The 14,890-nt window shown below is 58.0% G+C and carries 12 protein-coding genes; 5 read left to right on the forward strand and 7 right to left on the reverse strand.

What is annotated here, in order from left to right:
• The first annotated feature begins 214 nt into the window (after positions 1–214).
• The 4 genes from JNL86_09300 to JNL86_09315 all read left to right on the forward strand — a co-directional run bounded on the left by JNL86_09300 (position 215) and on the right by JNL86_09315 (position 7,047).
• Complete coding sequence (locus JNL86_09300) at positions 215–2,098, forward strand: potassium transporter Kup (protein MBL8043099.1); 1,884 nt, start codon at positions 215–217, stop codon at positions 2,096–2,098.
• A 410-nt stretch (positions 2,099–2,508) separates the two neighbouring features.
• Entirely contained in the window at positions 2,509–4,494 is a 1,986-nt protein-coding gene (locus JNL86_09305) for a hypothetical protein (GenBank protein ID MBL8043100.1), read from the forward strand.
• Positions 4,495–4,752: 258 nt separating this feature from the next.
• Positions 4,753–5,931, forward strand: coding sequence for a patatin-like phospholipase family protein (locus JNL86_09310; GenBank protein MBL8043101.1), 1,179 nt, complete (start codon positions 4,753–4,755; stop codon positions 5,929–5,931).
• A gap of 27 nt (positions 5,932–5,958) precedes the next feature.
• On the forward strand, positions 5,959–7,047 hold the full coding sequence (locus JNL86_09315) for a TIR domain-containing protein (GenBank protein ID MBL8043102.1): 1,089 nt from the start codon (positions 5,959–5,961) through the stop codon (positions 7,045–7,047).
• Positions 7,048–7,062: 15 nt separating this feature from the next.
• On the opposite strand, the gene trmL is transcribed toward JNL86_09315, so the two are convergent.
• The 5 genes from trmL to JNL86_09340 form a co-directional block, all read right to left on the reverse strand.
• The gene (trmL, locus tag JNL86_09320) at positions 7,063–7,527 is read right to left on the reverse strand and encodes a tRNA (uridine(34)/cytosine(34)/5-carboxymethylaminomethyluridine(34)-2'-O)-methyltransferase TrmL (GenBank protein MBL8043103.1); all 465 of its coding nucleotides are present in this window, start codon (positions 7,525–7,527) and stop codon (positions 7,063–7,065) included.
• Positions 7,528–7,625: 98 nt separating this feature from the next.
• On the reverse strand, positions 7,626–8,081 hold the full coding sequence (locus tag JNL86_09325; GenBank protein MBL8043104.1) for a bacterioferritin: 456 nt from the start codon (positions 8,079–8,081) through the stop codon (positions 7,626–7,628).
• A gap of 57 nt (positions 8,082–8,138) precedes the next feature.
• A complete protein-coding gene (gene ychF, locus JNL86_09330; protein ID MBL8043105.1) occupies positions 8,139–9,230 on the reverse strand; it encodes a redox-regulated ATPase YchF in 1,092 nt (363 codons plus the stop codon).
• A gap of 306 nt (positions 9,231–9,536) precedes the next feature.
• On the reverse strand, positions 9,537–10,598 hold the full coding sequence (locus JNL86_09335) for a family 20 glycosylhydrolase (protein ID MBL8043106.1): 1,062 nt from the start codon (positions 10,596–10,598) through the stop codon (positions 9,537–9,539).
• Positions 10,599–11,007: 409 nt separating this feature from the next.
• Entirely contained in the window at positions 11,008–11,640 is a 633-nt protein-coding gene (locus JNL86_09340; GenBank protein ID MBL8043107.1) for a hypothetical protein, read from the reverse strand.
• Positions 11,641–11,888: 248 nt separating this feature from the next.
• Between JNL86_09340 and JNL86_09345 the strand changes: the two genes are divergently transcribed.
• Positions 11,889–12,569, forward strand: a complete 681-nt coding sequence (locus JNL86_09345) for a hypothetical protein (GenBank protein MBL8043108.1) — start codon at positions 11,889–11,891, stop codon at positions 12,567–12,569.
• A 35-nt stretch (positions 12,570–12,604) separates the two neighbouring features.
• Here JNL86_09345 and JNL86_09350 read toward each other — a convergent pair whose 3' ends face one another.
• Together JNL86_09350 and galE are read right to left on the reverse strand one after the other, a co-directional pair.
• The gene (locus JNL86_09350) at positions 12,605–13,822 is read right to left on the reverse strand and encodes a hypothetical protein (protein ID MBL8043109.1); all 1,218 of its coding nucleotides are present in this window, start codon (positions 13,820–13,822) and stop codon (positions 12,605–12,607) included.
• Positions 13,823–13,836: 14 nt separating this feature from the next.
• On the reverse strand, positions 13,837–14,856 hold the full coding sequence (galE, locus tag JNL86_09355) for a UDP-glucose 4-epimerase GalE (protein ID MBL8043110.1): 1,020 nt from the start codon (positions 14,854–14,856) through the stop codon (positions 13,837–13,839).
• Between the last annotated feature and the right edge of the window lie 34 nt (positions 14,857–14,890).

Below are 14,890 nucleotides of genomic sequence, written 5' to 3' on the forward strand. Positions count from 1 at the left end.
CGATGGCGATACCCTTTGCGTTGAACCGTCGGAACTTAGCAGAAGATTCGAAGAACTTCCAGGCTTGATCACGCCCCCTGCCGGTCGCTAGAGACCATCCGTGATCCTATCGACGCGCTGAGCGCGCCGACATTCTCCTTTGAACATGCTATAGTCGCCCTCGCCACCGGACAGCCACCTTACAGACCGATCCTCGGCACCGGGTGGCTCATGCATGCCGAAACACCTGGACAATCCTCCGGCTTCCGCATCCCTTACCGTAGCCGCCATGGGGGTAGTCTACGGGGACATCGGCACCAGTCCTCTGTATGCTCTGCGCGAGTGTTTTCATGAATCACACGGCCTATCGGTCACGCCTGACAACGTGCTGGGTATCCTCTCCTTGATCGTCTGGTCGCTCGTGCTCGTCGTCACGATGAAGTATCTTCTGTTCGTGATGAAGGCCGACAATGACGGCGAAGGCGGCATGCTGGCACTCATGGCGCTCAGCCAGCGATCTCATCCAGTGAACCTCCGCAAAGGGCTGAGCCTGGTCGTCTCGCTGGGGTTAGTGGGCGTCGCCTTTCTGTACAGCGATGGCATCATCACACCGGCTATTTCCGTCCTCAGCGCCGTAGAGGGGCTCACACTGGCGACCGATGTGTTAACGCCATACGTCTTACCCGTCACGGTCGGACTGGTCGCGCTGCTCTTCACCATCCAACGCCATGGCTCCGGGAAATTGGGGAGTATTTTCGGTCCCATCATGCTGGTCTGGTTCGTCGCGCTGGCCCTACTGGGTCTGCACAGTGTAATCCAAACTCCCGCGGTGTTGCTCGCAGTCAATCCCCTGTATGCCGCCGGATTTCTGAATCACCATGCAGGCATCGGCTTCTTAGTACTGGGCAGTGTGTTTCTGGTTCTCACAGGGGCTGAGGCGCTCTACGCGGACATGGGCCATTTCGGACGTCGCCCGATACAAGTCGGCTGGTTCGCCGTGGCCCTGCCGGCTCTGCTGCTGCAGTACTTCGGCCAGGGCGCGCTCCTGATGCGGAACCCGGCGGCTCTCGCCAACCCCTTTTATCATCTGGCTCCGGAGTGGATGCTCTATCCGTTGATAGCGCTGGCGACCTTGGCCACCATCATCGCGTCTCAAGCCATGTTGTCCGGCGCCTTTTCATTAACCCTACAAGCGGTGCAACTCGGTTATCTTCCGCCGCTCCGGATTACGCACACCTCCGCGGAGCAGCATGGGCAAATCTATTTCGCCCTCCTGAACTGCCTGATGTTTGTCGGCACGGTCGGGCTGATTCTTTCCTTCGGCTCCTCCACCAACCTGGCTGCGGCCTATGGCATTGCAGTCTCAGGCTCTATGATCATTACAACCTTGCTCATGTACCGCGTGACCCGGCATCACTTGGGGTGGAGCGCGCCGCCGGCGGTCATGGCCGTGGGGGTATTCCTCTTCATCGACCTCGCGTTTTTTCTCGCGAACGCTCAAAAGATCCCGCATGGCGGATGGTTTCCATTGCTGCTCGGCGCGGCGATTTTCACCGTGATGAGCACCTGGGCACGAGGTCGTGCCATCGTCGCCGAACACCTCCGTGTGCAGTTTCCTCCGCTGCGCCAATTTGTCAGCGATGTTCTATCAAAGGTGGAATGCCGGACCGCAGGTCGCGCCGTGTTTCTCTCACAACAACCGGACATCACCCCGCCGGCCCTGCTACAGAATGTCCGGCACAACAAGACATTGCACGAGTACGTGTATGTGCTCACTGTGCGCACCGAACATGTCCCGTTTGTTCCGGCAGGGGCGCCGCTGGAGATCACGCCAATCCAAGAACAGCTATTTCAAGTGGTCGCCCGATGCGGCTTCATGGAAACGCCTGACATTCCGCGCGTCCTGACGCAGCTTGCCACGCATGGCCATGCGCTGCCGGTACAAGACACCACGTTCTTCCTCAGCCGGATTACGTTTTTAGCGACCCCGAAGCCGGGCATGGCGATCTGGCGGGAGCAACTGTTTGTGGTGCTGTCGCGCAATACCCAGCGCGCCAGTTCGTACTTCCATCTGCCGTCCGAACAGGTAGTTGAAATCGGGCTGGTGCTCGAGATTTGATCGCATCATTGAATGGAAAGTTCCGGCCGCTGGCAGTGAGTTGAAAAAGGGTTGCTGTATCACTTTAGATAACAGCGCTCAGCTCTTCAGATACGACATTTCGTTTTGCGCCTCTTTCTCAAAAATGCAGGTATTTCACATCCTCGCACAAAATAACTAAAGACCGCTCACTTCGTTTCCGGTATAGCATTTGCTGCTGATTATTTGATCCAGAGCCTCGGCTGCGCATTATGATTCGCGCTTTTTGACTCAGGTACGGTGGGCTCGAAGTATACCGCATCGGGCACACCTCACAATGTTCAGAGCATGGGAAACGGAGTATGATGCGCCTCAAGCATCTCCATGGTAAGCAGGGTTTCGTACGCGACACTTAAATGGGCCAGGTCTTGCGATCTCCATCGGAGACTTGCATGAAACCACACGCCTTTGTCGCCATGCCGTTCGGCGTGAAAACAGACCGTGAAGGAAACGAGATCGATTTCAACCGGGTCTATGCAGAGCTGATCAAACCTGCTCTGGAAGCAGCTGACCTCGAACCCTTCCGGGCCGACCAGGAAATACGTGCCGGCGACATTCGCACCGACATGTTCCAAGAGCTCCTAATCGCCGACCTCGTGGTGGCCGACCTCACGTTGGACAATCCCAATGTCTGGTATGAATTAGGCGTGCGTCATGCCCTACGAGCCCGCTGCGTTGTCCTGATCTGCGGTGGGCGAGTGACGACTGCGTTCGATCTCTACACGGATCGCAAACTCCGCTACAGCATTAAGAACCAAGGACCAGATCCCGCGACAGTGGAACAGGACCAAAAAAACCTAACCACTATCATCAGGGCCACGAGGGAATCGTGGCATGGCCGCAAGATAAGCCCCGTCTATCAACTCATGCCAAATCTCCAGGAGCCGGACTGGAAGTCGCTCCGCATCGGTAACGTGCAGGAATTCTGGCAACAACATGAGGCATGGGAAGACCGCATCACGCTGGCGAGAAAAGCCGGACAGATCGGTGACGTGTTGGTCCTGGCGGATGAGGCGCCGATCGCGGCGTTTCGCGCCGAAGCGTGGATCAAAGCTGGAGAAACGTTGCGTAAAGCCGAACGATTCGGCTTTGCGTTGGAACAGCTCGAACGAGGCTTGGCGGTCGAACCGCACCATCCTACAGGTTTGCGCGAGTTGGGTATCTGCCTGCAACGCCTGGCTGTGGCCGGTCGGTCTGGCCATTCATCGGACCGTGCGCGCGCACACTACCAAAAAACCTTGGAGCTCTATCCGCGAGACCCCGAAACCTGGGCCTTGCTCGGTCGAGTCGATAAGGATGCCTGGATCGCCGCCTGGCGTCGCCCCGGCAGCAGCCCGAAGCAGATGCAAGAAGAAGCGGCCTACGAAGATGCCCTCCTGCGTGGCGCCATCGACAGCTATGCGACCGCCTATCGCAGTAACCCCGGTCATTACTATTCAGGCATCAACGCGCTGACCTTGATGCACCTCTATCGCCACCTTACTATCAACGATCCGCGCTACGACGGTGAAATGGATACCATGGCCGGGGCTGTCCGATTTGCCGCTGAGTCCGAGCTGAACGAAGAACAGCGCTTCTGGTCCCACATGACCTTGGGCGATCTGGAGGTGCTGGTCGGTACGCCGGAGTCGGCACAAGCCGCCTATAAGGAAGCCATTGCGAAAAATGATAGAGATTGGTTTGCGCTCAATTCCAGTCGCCTCCAGCTGCAACTGCTCAAAGACCTGGGCTTCCGTCCGGAAAACGTCGATGCCGCCATCGCCACCTTCGACCGCGCATTGCAAAAGCTCAGACGGCCTGAAGACCATTGGCAGCCAGGCCAGGTGTTGCTGTTCAGCGGTCACATGATCGACGCGCCAGATCGCCCTAACAAGCGTTTTCCAGCGGAGAAAGAGTCGGTCGCGGCCACGAAAATCGCCGAAGCATTAGATCAACTGGGCGCCGGACCTGAAGACCTCGCCTTGGCCCAAGGCGCCAGCGGCGGGGACTTGTTATTTCTGGAGGCCTGTCGACAACGAAACGTGCGGGTGCAACTCTTGCTGCCGCTCCCGGAGCCGGAATTCATCCAGCGCTCGATCCTGCCTTCTGTCGATGGCGCAAAATGGCGGGATCGATTTTATTCACTCAAGGCCAACCTTGAAAACGAGCCTCGCATCATGCCGGACGAACTCGGGCCTCTACCCGACGGCGTGAATCCGTTCGAACGCTGCAATCTGTGGCTGCTCTACACCGCCCTGTCCTATGGGATCAACAAGGTGCGATTCATCTGCCTGTGGGACGGCGGAGGCGGCGACGGACCTGGGGGCACCGCGCACATGTATGAAGAAGTGAAGCGGAGGACGGGACAGGTGACGTGGATCGATAGCAGGACGCTCTAGGATGCACTACCGGAGCGGTGAATTCAGCAGAGCCTATTCTGAAACCAAAGCCTCAAATCGCAGCAGCGAAGAGGCAGTTCGGTCACGATAGTGAACGCACTAAGACGATGAAACCTTTCCGCTAACAAGTCCGACACTGTGCTCGGGCTTGTCGATTTTGGCGGATGCGTGAGAGCGGCACCCGACGCCCTCATGGATGCGGAAAATAAATAGAGGACGAGCAGGGGTTATTCATTCTTGCAAGCGCGAGGAGGCAAAATGAATGAGCAATTGCTGGCAGGCCTGCAGCCTACCGGCCCCAAAAAAATCCTTGCCTGCGACGGCGGGGGAATCCTCGGACTAATGACGGTGGAAATTCTTGCCAAGCTGGAGGGAGACCTTCGCGCGAAACTCGCCAAACCAGATCTCGTCTTGGCTGACTGGTTCGACTTCGTCTGCGGGACCAGCACCGGCGCCATCATCGCCGCCAGCATTTCGGCCGGCATGTCCATGGAACAAATCCGTGCGTTTTACGTCGACAGCGGTGAGCAGATGTTCGACAAGGCATTCGTCTTAAAGCGGCTTCGTTATAGCTACAACGATGAGCCGTTGGCTGCAAAACTGCGCGCAGAACTCAACCGGGCGCTGGGGTATCCCGACGGCGCGCCCCCTGCCACGCTCGGCGATGCGGGCTTGCGAACTCTGCTCATGATGGTATTACGCAACCACAGCACCGATTCGCCCTGGCCGATCTGGAACCATCCTGAGGCCAAGTACAACCAGCGCGATCGGAAGGACTGCAATCTCAACTTGCCGCTCTGGCAGTTGGTGCGCGCCAGCACCGCAGCCCCCACATTCTTCCCGCCTGAGGTTGTCACGTTCGCCCCAGGCACGCCAAGCGAATACCAGTTCGTCTTCGTCGACGGCGGCGTGACCACGTACAACAACCCGGCATTCTTGGCTTTCCAGATGGCGACGGCAGCCCCATACCGACTCAATTGGCCCACGGGAACGGACAAGCTCTTAATAGTTTCCGTCGGAACCGGCTGTGCCGCCAACGCGCGCCTCAATCTGCAAGCAGATGACCTCTGGCTAGGTGATCACGTGAAGAATGTCCCGCGTGCCCTCATGAATGCGGCCTGCGCCGGCTGGGACATGGCCTGCCGCATGTTGGGTGATTGCCGTTTTGGCGCGCCGCTCGATCGCGAAATTGGAGACATGGTGCTAGCTCCCGGCACGACCCCTTTAAATTGGACCGGTGCGAAACAATTCACTTATGTTCGGTATGATCCGGACGTGAGCCCAACAGGCTTGAAAACCCTAGGGGTGGTGAATATTCAGGCCGAGGCCGTGCAGGCCATGGATTCGGTTGAACACATCCGAGACATCCAGCGTGTTGGGGCCACGTACGCCAAGCAGAGCGTGAGCACAGACCATCTGCATCCCTTCTTAGTCTGAGAAGTCTAATCGTGGAGCAATACAGACATGGAACCCGTCAATTTATTCTACAGCTATGCCCACGAGGATGAATCACTGCGAGACGAACTGGCCGGCCATCTGAAGATCATGGAACGGCGCAACGTCATTCGCTCGTGGCATGACCGACGTATTGTCCCGGGACAGAAGTGGGATACAGAGATCGATACCCAGCTAGAGAGTGCAGAGCTTGTGTTACTCCTGATCAGCGCAGACTTCATTAACTCCGACTACATCTGGGGATATGAACTTGAGGTAGCCTTGAAGCGCCACCAAGACGGACAAGCGAGCGTGGTGCCAGTTATGCTCCGCTCAGTGGATATCACCGACGCACCTTTCGCGGCCTTGCAAGGCTTGCCGTCAGACCTGCGACCCGTGACGTCTTGGCCCAATCGAGATGAAGCGTGGACGGATGTCGCCAAAGGTATCCGGAATACCGTAGGAAAGATTCAGGCTGGATCGATTCATGTTGCCCTATCGACTCCCATTCAGAAGACATCTGTGGGAGACATAACAGGCAGGTCGACCGGCCTTATCACAAAAGCAGGCTCGCAGAGTCTCTCGGAACGCGGTTCCGACCCAATCGTGGATCGAATCATCACAGGATTCTCAGATCGGATTACAGAGGCGGCTATAGCTCGTGGGGCTCACGATATTGATTCTGGCAAGGCCAAACAAAATGCGCTCTCATTAATCAATGCTACAAATCAAAAGCGTATCCTCTGGGTCGATGACCGTCCCGACAACAATCGATTTGAAACCGCCGCTTTGGCCAAACTCCAAATCGAGGTCGTAGCTGTAACCAGCACAAAGGGTGCGCTCGCACGCCTGGACAAAGACCCAGAACCGTTCGACTTGGTGCTGTCAGACTGGCAACGACCGGAGCTTCATCTTGATACGGTAAGCGCAGGGATTCATCTACTTCGTCAATTACGAAAACGCCACCTCACTGTACCGGTCGTGTTCTATCACGGAAGTTTCGATGAACGGGAACGAGTATTGCGGCGGCAGCAAGCCGTGCATGAAGGCGCATTCGGCGAAGCCGTCATGCCGGATGAATTGTTCAGCTTGATCGCCGCCGCACTTGGAGTGGAGTGACCTGCACCACATTTCTTAGACACCGTGCCCGAATTCCACCTGCCGCCAGGCTTCGTAAAGCACCACCGCCACCGAATTAGACAAGTTCAAGCTACGGCTACCGGACACCATCGGCACGCGAATACGTTGCTGATCGCAGACGCTCCCGAGAATCTCGGCCGGCAGGCCACGGCTTTCCGGACCGAACACAAACACATCCCCCTCAGCGTAGCGCACGAGATCGTATCGCTGCCTGCCCTTGGTGGAGACGGCGAACAGCCTCCGGTCAGCGAAGCGTTCGAGACAGATCTCCCAGGTTTCATGCACCGTGAGCGTGGCGAATTCGTGGTAGTCGAGCCCCGCCCGCAAGAGTTGCTTGTCTTCCAGCGTAAAGCCCAGCGGCTTCACGAGATGCAATCGAGCCCCGGTATTGGCACAGAGCCTGATGATGTTGCCGGTGTTCGGAGGAATTTCCGGTTGGTACAAGATGACATCAAACATGATGGCAGGAGGATCGATTGAGGTGCGATCAGCAGAAGCGACTGGAAGGGGTAGCCGACCGGTCGCCCAGACGAACCACCCTTCCAGCCATTCGGTGATCAGGAACGGAAGGCCTGCACATCACCCGATTTGCGCAGCATCTTATTCACTTCATCGAGATGCAGTTCCTCACCCACGATCATCTCTCGAGCAAACTCTTCCAATAAGACGGACTTGCCCTCCGCCAGCTTCAGCAGTTCGTAATAGGAGGCCACGGCCGCTTTCTCATGCTCCAGGCTCTCTCGCAGAATATCGCCGACATCGTGTTGTTCCGTTTCCAGCAATGTCCCGATTTTCAGCGAAGGATGTCCGCCCAGCAACGTCACCAGTTCCCCGGCTTTGTGCGCATGGGCCAGGCTCTCATCCGCATTGCCCTTCAGCCACGACACGATCGGAATCCGGTTGTACCCATAGATCATGAGCGCATAGTGCGTGTACCGCACGACCCCGGCCAACTCCAGCTCCATGATCCGGTTGAGAATTGCTACGGCGCGCTGCGTGTCTTGTTCGTTCATCATCGGTCTCCAAATCAGACAAACATTCCTGCCTCAGAACATGGTCTTCACACCGGGCTATACGTTGAAACGGAAGTGCATCACATCGCCGTCCCGGACGACGTATTCCTTCCCTTCCAACCGCATCTTGCCTTTTTCCTTCGCCCCCGTCTCGCCCTTGCAGGCGATATAGTCGTCATACCCGATCACTTCCGCGCGAATAAACCCCTTTTCAAAATCACCATGAATCACACCGGCAGCCTGTGGCGCGGTGTCGCCGATATGAATGGTCCAGGCGCGCACTTCTTTCACGCCTGCCGTAAAGTACGTTTGAAGCCCGAGCAGTTGATAGGCCGCGCGGATCAGGCGATTCAACCCCGGCTCCTTCATCCCGATGTCGGCCAGGAACTCCTGTTTTTCTTCGTCTGACAACACCGCGATTTCAGATTCCAGGGCCGCGCAAATCGCTACCACCGGCGCCCCTTCTCGTGCGGCAAATTCTTCCACGCGGGTCAGCAGCGGATTGTTGGTGAAGCCCTTTTCCGACACATTGGCCACGTACATCACCGGTTTCATCGTCAGCAGGCAGAGCGGCTTCAACAAGGCCCGCTGCGCCGGATCCAGCTTCATCGTCCGCGCCGGTTTGCCCTCATTCAGACAAGCCGCCACCTGTATGAGTAGATCGCCAAGCTTTGCCGCATCTTTGTCTCCCGAGCGGACAAGTTTCACATTCCGCTCTTGCGCCTTTTCGACTGTGGTGAGGTCGGCCAGCGCGAGCTCCGTCACGATGGTCGCAATATCGGAAATCGGATCGACCTTGCCGGCCACATGCACGACATTGTCGTCTTCGAAACAGCGGACCACGTTCACGATCCCGTCGGTTTCACGAATGTTCGCAAGAAACTGGTTGCCCAGCCCTTCCCCTTTCGAGGCTCCGGCCACCAACCCGGCGATATCCACGAACTCGGTCGTGGCGTACTGCATCCGTTGCGGCTTGACGATATCGGCCAGCGCCTGCATCCGCCCATCCGGCACTTCGACGATGCCGATATTCGGCTCGATCGTGCAGAACGGATAATTTTCGGCTGCAATCCCCGATTTGGTCAGCGCATTAAAGAGGGTGGACTTGCCCACATTCGGCAGCCCGACGATTCCACATTTCACACTCATGACGATCCCTTCCTGATCATGGCTCTGTTGATTCGGTCCGCCGTCCCTACGCCCTCTGATGGAGATGAATGCGTGAACCGAAGAGGCGCATTCTACGTGTTCAAGGCTGGCGCGGTCCACTCCCATTCGCTCCAGTGGAAGCGGCCAGGCCGCCGCCTGACATTCGAGGTCTCAGTTGTCTTCGTGGAAATGAGGGGAAGCTGAAGGAGAATATCGCCATGCCGGAACGTGACGTAGAGATCACGGGCATGGTGTTGCTGAACATGCAGCCGGCTGAGGCCGGAGCTTACGTGAACAGTGTCTTGCTTAGCCCTTTCCCTCCGAGGCGCCAACCGGGGCCGGCATGGGCGGCACGACCGCATCGGGGTTGCGGAAGAGCGCTCCCGATGCCTGGATGATCCAACTGACCAGGTCGGAGTCGTTCTGTTGCACATGCGTCCCGGTGGTGGCCATCAAGCCATAGACATGGCGGGACAAGGCATACCGGCTAAAATTGCGCGTGGTGACCTCCCGTTTCCAGGTCGCGCCGATCACGCGAAATCCTTCTCCTTGCATCACGGCTATCGAAGGGAACTGTACCGCTTCTTCGCCATAGTGCCATTCACACATCACAATATCGCGCGGCAGTTGCTGACGAAGCGGCTTGCCGTACCCGTCGGCCACGCCGTGAAGATACCGGGGCGGGATTCCCGGAAACTCGGTCGGACTCAGGAGCATGTCGGCCCACATCCACGTCGCGACTCCTTTGGCCGTCAGATAGGCATGCAGCCGCCGTACATCCTGCACGAATAATTCTGCGGGAATCATGACCTCCCCCAACTTCAGCCACTTTGACACTTGCCCCACCGTCCATCCGAACGCCTCATCATGCCCGATATGAATCGCCTTGGGATGCAGCGCCTCGATCACCTCGTCGAGGAACGCAAACACCACGGTATAGGTCGCGTCCTTCCGGGGATCGTACGACACGGTATTGAACATCAGATGCGGCTGCCGTTTTTGAAAGAACTGCTCCTGATGTGTGAGCAGTTTGACCTCGGGAATGACCTCCAACCCGTGCGCACGCGCATAGGCGACCCACGAAAGAAACTCCGCTTTGCTCCATGCCCCCTTCGCCGGCTTCCAGGGCGCCCGTTCAAACTGAACACCATCCGTCAACAGCACTTGAATTGCCGTGAATCCCGCGGCCTGTGCCTCATTCACCAATCCGCGGGCGCGTTCCAGCGGCACAGCCCCGGCCAAGACGACATGCATGATCCGCATCGTTTCTTCACCGGCTCCTGACGAGGACTCTGCCGCCGCATATCCCGATCCGACACCGGCCCAGAGGGCCACCAACACACATACGAGCCCGCCAACTCGGCTCATGTTTCCCTCCTCATCGAAACGGGGCATCCAGCCACGCCTAGGACGTTACCAGACCGCCAGACGAGCAGAGCGCAGCTCAAAACCCGCGCCTCGGCTCGACCGCAGAAACAACGCAAGACTACGTAGGATAAGCGAGCAGGTCGGCAAAATACACGGAGACGTAGGTGAGGTCAAGGTGAGAGATGTGCCAAATGCGAGAATAGGACCATTTACGAGCATTTGTAGAACGACGTATGACACCGCAATGGAACCCGACTACAGAAAAGGCCGAATCTGCCCCTGGAGATGCCGGACCTGACCGATCGTCGACGATCGATGACGTCTGATTGTTCAAGGCACGGCATCAGGGAAATGAGAGGAGAGGGAGAAGGGAAAGAGACGTACGACCAAACAATGAACCTCATCTGCGCTACTCATCGGCCAGGATTCGATACTCCACCACACGCCCTTCGGGGCCAAACCGCACAGCCAGCGCTTCCTCCTCCATTCGAAAGGCTCCGCGCTGGGGCCCCAAATAGTAGACCGCATTCCACCCGTTCGAAACAGAGTCCCTGTCGCCTGGCCCGAGCAATTCCACCACACGCTCCTGCGGCAAACCGACCAACGTCACCCGCGCGAGCAAGTCGTCAACCATGCACAGTCGATCCGGCCACAGTGGATCATCTGCCTGATTGGCTTTCCACAACGCGGAATCGAATCCGCGCCGATGCCAATGATCTTCCAAGGTCGGCAGGAGGAACACACTAGCCAGGGCCAGAAGATACGGTGCCACGATACCGGAACCGAACGCCGTCGCTCTGTAGGCAGGACCTCGCCAGTGCCTGAGCAGCACCATCAGTGCCATCGATAGCCAGGGGAGCAGAGATGCGACCGTCATCCCGGCTACAAGCCACTGCGGTCGCGTGTCATAGATAAGCCCAAGCCCCAGCCAGTCGTTGACAATGATGAACCAGGAAGAGAGCAATCCGAAACAGACGGCAGAGAGGGTGGCACCGGCGAGAAACCACGGCAGACCGGACTTCAATCGGGACAATGATGGCATGATCGAGGAGTGCAGGCCTGAGATCAGGGACGAGATCACTTGCCTGCTCAGTGTACCGGCATCGCGGCCCACGCCAAAGCCTTTTCCTCTTCCATGACCGGACCCGTGACACGCCTCTGCGACTGGGGACTGTTCCCTACGTAGCATCCCCACACACTCGACGTGCGAATGAGCAATTCGCTTGGGATGCACGCCCCTTCGCCCTACACTGACCCTAGGCACGTACCGTTTTTCGCGAAGGAGACCTTATGTACACACGACACATCGCGACGACGCACCGCAACGACGCATCGCACTCGGCACTCAGGCTCTGCCTGTTCTTGCTGGCAGGATTCATCGACACGTCACCGGCCTTTGCAGAACCGGACATGGCGCTCCTGGCCAAGATGCAGCCGGGGAGCGGCATCGAGTTGGCCATCGAGTTTCAGGGATTACAGATCGAACGGGATCAGATCAAAACAGACGGGCGCCGGTACCTCACCGCCTCACACCCGGCTACCGGTTTGAATCTCTCGATTGCGATGGGGCCGGTTCAGGGCAACGCTTCTTCTGCCGGTTGTCTCGAACAATTGCACGCCCTCCGCCAGGGCCCGGTCGTGAGCCGTGGACATGACATCGTGCTCACGACGACTCCCGCTCTCCACACGCTCGAATACACGCTGCACCGATTTCAAGGAGTTCGGTTGGACCAAAAGAGCATGTATGCCTGCATGGTCGAACAAGATGTGTACGCCAACATTCATCTTTCAAAAGTTGGGTATCGTCCTGCCGACGCCGCGCTATTTGAACGCGTGATCCGGAGCATCCATCTGCGGGCGGAGCACAGACGAAACGTGGCCGGGCCACCAGCCACCAATGACGCCGCAGCCTTTCATCGTGAGACCGTCCGCTACACGCAGGAGCACTCCGCTCAATCGATCGCCCCTTAGTGAACTCTTATCGGGATTCGCGTCCGGCTCACGCCTCACTTGGGTGCGGTGAGGGCATCCTGTGCGGTGTGGCCGCTCATGGACTTCTCCCGGATATTCTGGTGAATCTCCAGCGCGATCACCCGGGCCAACTGATCGGCAGACAGCGCACCCATCAGCTGTCCCCGTGTGTCCGGATAGGAGGGATCATCTGGCGAGGCCGCGCGATGGACATTCACCAGAACGGCGGCCGGCTGAATCCGCTGCTCTCGTGCACCCACCACCACCGCTTTATCCTCCGGGAGCACTCTGGTGCGGGTCGTCCAATCCCGCTGTTCGATTCTCACAAAGGTCACCGTCCACACGGTTCCGTTCAGCAGGCTTGTGACCGCTTTCGGCGTATGCTCCCAGAAGTACGGCTCTCTCACGATTTTCTGCAGCGCTTCCCGAATACGAATCTCATACAGCTTGGTCGTCGAATCCGGCTGCGTCGGCGAGATGGGAACCGTCCCCCCAACCTCATAGTACGGTTGACCGTCGAGGCTTTTCAGGTCGTCGATTGTTTTCAGGTAGGTCTCGAAGAGACGGTGTAGAAGCTGCGTCCGTTCTTCCGCAGAGAGATGCCCGATCTCCGCATCCGTCCGGATGGGAGCATTCCTAAGATTCCGTTCTGCCGAGAGGATTGTTGCTTTCGGCGCAGTATCGGCCTTGCTGACGACCCACTGGAACTCCCTCGCCAGCACCGGCACCAACATGTTCGGATGCTGAAGGTAGCCTTTCTCCTTGAGCGACGCCGCACTGATGAGGAGGGTGACTCGACCCGGTTCTTTCGTGCGAGCCACTAAAAACGGAAAGGCTTTTCCTTCATCATTGACCACGACTGGTTCAATGACGACCCGTTTGAGCGCCTGCTTCGTCAGGCTTTCATCGAAACGCGAATAGTCGGCCCGATGCTGAAACATGATCGTCAACGTATCGATCACAGTCTGAACGGCCGCGTCGAGATCGGCCGCATCGAGTCCAGCCTCACCCGCTGCCGGCGCTTTGCTGAGAAAGACGCGAAACGGCGCACCGGCAATCTCCCGTCCCTCGCCTATGGCGGCAGCATCCTCCGTCTCCGCGTGGGTGGAGTGACCCTGGTGATTTGCCTGCGCTTCGGTGACGAACAGCATGGAGCCAATGACCAGACCTGCGCATAGAGGGCGTACGACGGGCAAGCAGACGCCGATGAGCTGACCTGCCTGCATGCGAAAGTTGATGCGCCGGTTCACCATCAGCAATCCTCGCCTCAGCCCGCATACCCGTTCGGATTGTGGTGTTGCCAACGCCAGGCATCGGCACACATGTCTTCCAAGCCACGGGCGGCCCGCCAGCCCAATGATTTCAAGGCATACCCGGGGTCAGCATAACAGGAGGCAACGTCGCCGGGACGGCGCGGGGCAACCTTGTAGGGAACCGCTTTTCCGCTGGCTTTCTCGAAGGCCCGGACAATTTCCAAAACACTGTACCCATTCCCGGTTCCGAGGTTGACCGTTAAACATTCCCCCGGCCGGTCCAAGCGGGCCAGCGCATCCAACGCCTTGAGGTGCCCCAGCGCTAAATCCACCACGTGAATGTAATCGCGCACGCCGGTTCCATCAGGCGTGGAATAATCATTCCCCCACACATTCAAATGTTCGCGCCGGCCGACCGCCACCTGAGCCACGAACGGCAGGAGATTGTTCGGCATGCCCTGGGGATCTTCTCCGATCAGCCCGCTGGCATGCGCCCCGACGGGATTGAAGTATCGCAGAATGCCGATCCGCCACGAAGCATTGCTACGCTGCAGATCCCGCAAGATCTCTTCAACCATCAACTTCGTGCGGCCATAGGGATTGGTCGCGGAGAGGGGATGATCCTCGGTCAGCGGCAGGCGTTGCGGATCACCGTAGACCGTGGCAGAAGAACTGAAGACGAGTGTGGTGACGCCGCACTCTCCCATGGCTTCCAGAAGACGCAGGGACCCCGCCACGTTGTTGTCGTAGTAGGACAGCGGCTTCTCCACCGATTCACCCACCGCTTTCAAGCCGGCAAAATGGATAACCGACGTCGCCCCGCTCTCCCGAAGCGCCGCGACCAGCGCCGCCCGATCCCGAAGGTCGCCCCGAATCAGACGAAGGGATTTTCCCGTGATGCGTTGCACGCGCGCCAGGGCTTCAGGGTGGCTATTGGAAAAGTTGTCGAACACGGTCACTGCCGAGCCGGCATTGAGCAGTTCCACACAAGTATGCGAACCGATATACCCGGCGCCCCCCGTCACCAAGATCATGCGCATCGCCTCCACTGAGATAAGAAAGATCCGT

Source organism: Nitrospira sp. (assembly GCA_016788885.1).
In the GTDB taxonomy this organism is placed as follows: domain Bacteria; phylum Nitrospirota; class Nitrospiria; order Nitrospirales; family Nitrospiraceae; genus Nitrospira_A.

Excerpts from the sequence above, each read along its gene's own strand:
- JNL86_09300 (MBL8043099.1), top strand. The coding sequence starts at position 215 with ATGCCGAAACACCTGGACAATCCTCCGGCTTCCGCATCCCTTACCGTA.
- JNL86_09305 (MBL8043100.1), top strand. The coding sequence starts at position 2,509 with ATGAAACCACACGCCTTTGTCGCCATGCCGTTCGGCGTGAAAACAGAC.
- JNL86_09310 (MBL8043101.1), top strand. The coding sequence starts at position 4,753 with ATGAATGAGCAATTGCTGGCAGGCCTGCAGCCTACCGGCCCCAAAAAA.
- JNL86_09315 (MBL8043102.1), top strand. The coding sequence starts at position 5,959 with ATGGAACCCGTCAATTTATTCTACAGCTATGCCCACGAGGATGAATCA.
- trmL (MBL8043103.1), bottom strand. The coding sequence starts at position 7,527 with ATGTTTGATGTCATCTTGTACCAACCGGAAATTCCTCCGAACACCGGC.
- JNL86_09325 (MBL8043104.1), bottom strand. The coding sequence starts at position 8,081 with ATGAACGAACAAGACACGCAGCGCGCCGTAGCAATTCTCAACCGGATC.
- ychF (MBL8043105.1), bottom strand. The coding sequence starts at position 9,230 with ATGAGTGTGAAATGTGGAATCGTCGGGCTGCCGAATGTGGGCAAGTCC.
- JNL86_09335 (MBL8043106.1), bottom strand. The coding sequence starts at position 10,598 with ATGAGCCGAGTTGGCGGGCTCGTATGTGTGTTGGTGGCCCTCTGGGCC.
- JNL86_09340 (MBL8043107.1), bottom strand. The coding sequence starts at position 11,640 with ATGCCATCATTGTCCCGATTGAAGTCCGGTCTGCCGTGGTTTCTCGCC.
- JNL86_09345 (MBL8043108.1), top strand. The coding sequence starts at position 11,889 with ATGTACACACGACACATCGCGACGACGCACCGCAACGACGCATCGCAC.
- JNL86_09350 (MBL8043109.1), bottom strand. The coding sequence starts at position 13,822 with ATGGTGAACCGGCGCATCAACTTTCGCATGCAGGCAGGTCAGCTCATC.
- galE (MBL8043110.1), bottom strand. The coding sequence starts at position 14,856 with ATGATCTTGGTGACGGGGGGCGCCGGGTATATCGGTTCGCATACTTGT.